Raw genomic sequence first — 1,040 nt, forward strand, 5'->3', positions numbered from 1 at the left:
GCTTCCAGCACGTCCAACATCGTTGCACCGGGTTCTAGCGTTCGGTTCTTTTGGTCCTCGTCGAATGCCTCGATGCGGTCATCCAGAACGGCTGCGGCACCGAGAACCAGGTCGAGGTTCTTCCTCACAACGGCCGACATCTCCTCGGGCTCGCCCCTGAATATCTGAACGATCTCGTTCAAGACCTCCAGGTTCTTGGAAGCGCCTGCTAGCTTGACGATTCTCTGCAGAACCGTGAGAACCGCGAGCTCGCTCAAAGTCGCCTTACCCAGGACGGAAAACCGGAACATCTCGTCATAGACGCCAGCAAGCCGTGCCTCGCCCTCGGAATTCGCGCCTTCGAAATACTGGGCGATCAGCAGATCGGTATCGACAGGGGCGTGGAGAAGAGCGGCTGCAAGCGAACGCCGCACATCACCGCACACGGTGTCTAGATCTCGATCTGAGTCGTCGTAGTCGATCAGGAGGTGCGCCCGGGCCAGCTTTGCGGCGAGCGTTCTGGCGGACCTCGTCAACAGCAATGGGTCGATGGGCGAGAGTGTTTTTAGCGCCCCCGTTCCGATGCGAATCTCATAGGAACGCCGAGAGTCCAGCAGACGTTGGACACCTCGACCAACGACGTCCGGTCGCGCCTTGAAGCAAGCTTCTAGCGGTCCAGGCTGGAAACGACGACCGTCATCGCCCAACGGCAGGCGGGGAGGTCTGGCCAGGACTGCAAGAGCCGGAACTGCCGCCTCCAGTTCCGCTTCGTCGACAAGGTTGGACGTTGCCATGACGATTTGAGCTGCAGCTTCAACGGCGTCATGACGCGCCAGGCATCTCAGCGCAGTCGCGGTCAGGCGCGAGGGATCGGCAGCTACCAGCTGAAGCACAATGAGTGCCTCGCGCTGACATCCGCCCGCGTGTGTATCTGCCAACTCAAAAAAGTATTCGGCGATTGGCGCGGTGACAACTTCAGGCGCCAGCCGCACGGTCTCCACAATCTTTGTCCGAGTGTCCTCAGACGGATTGCCATCGAGGCTCTCCAGGTCATCCAGTAG

General features: G+C 60.0%; 1 protein-coding gene. It reads right to left on the bottom strand.

Annotated features, from left to right (window positions below; translation table 11 throughout):
- On the bottom strand, positions 1 to 1,040 hold a 1,040-nt coding region (locus AC1DU6_RS32555; RefSeq protein ID WP_477862375.1), incomplete at both ends, for a hypothetical protein.

The sequence above is a fragment of the Roseateles sp. P5_B10 genome, from assembly GCF_056400485.1.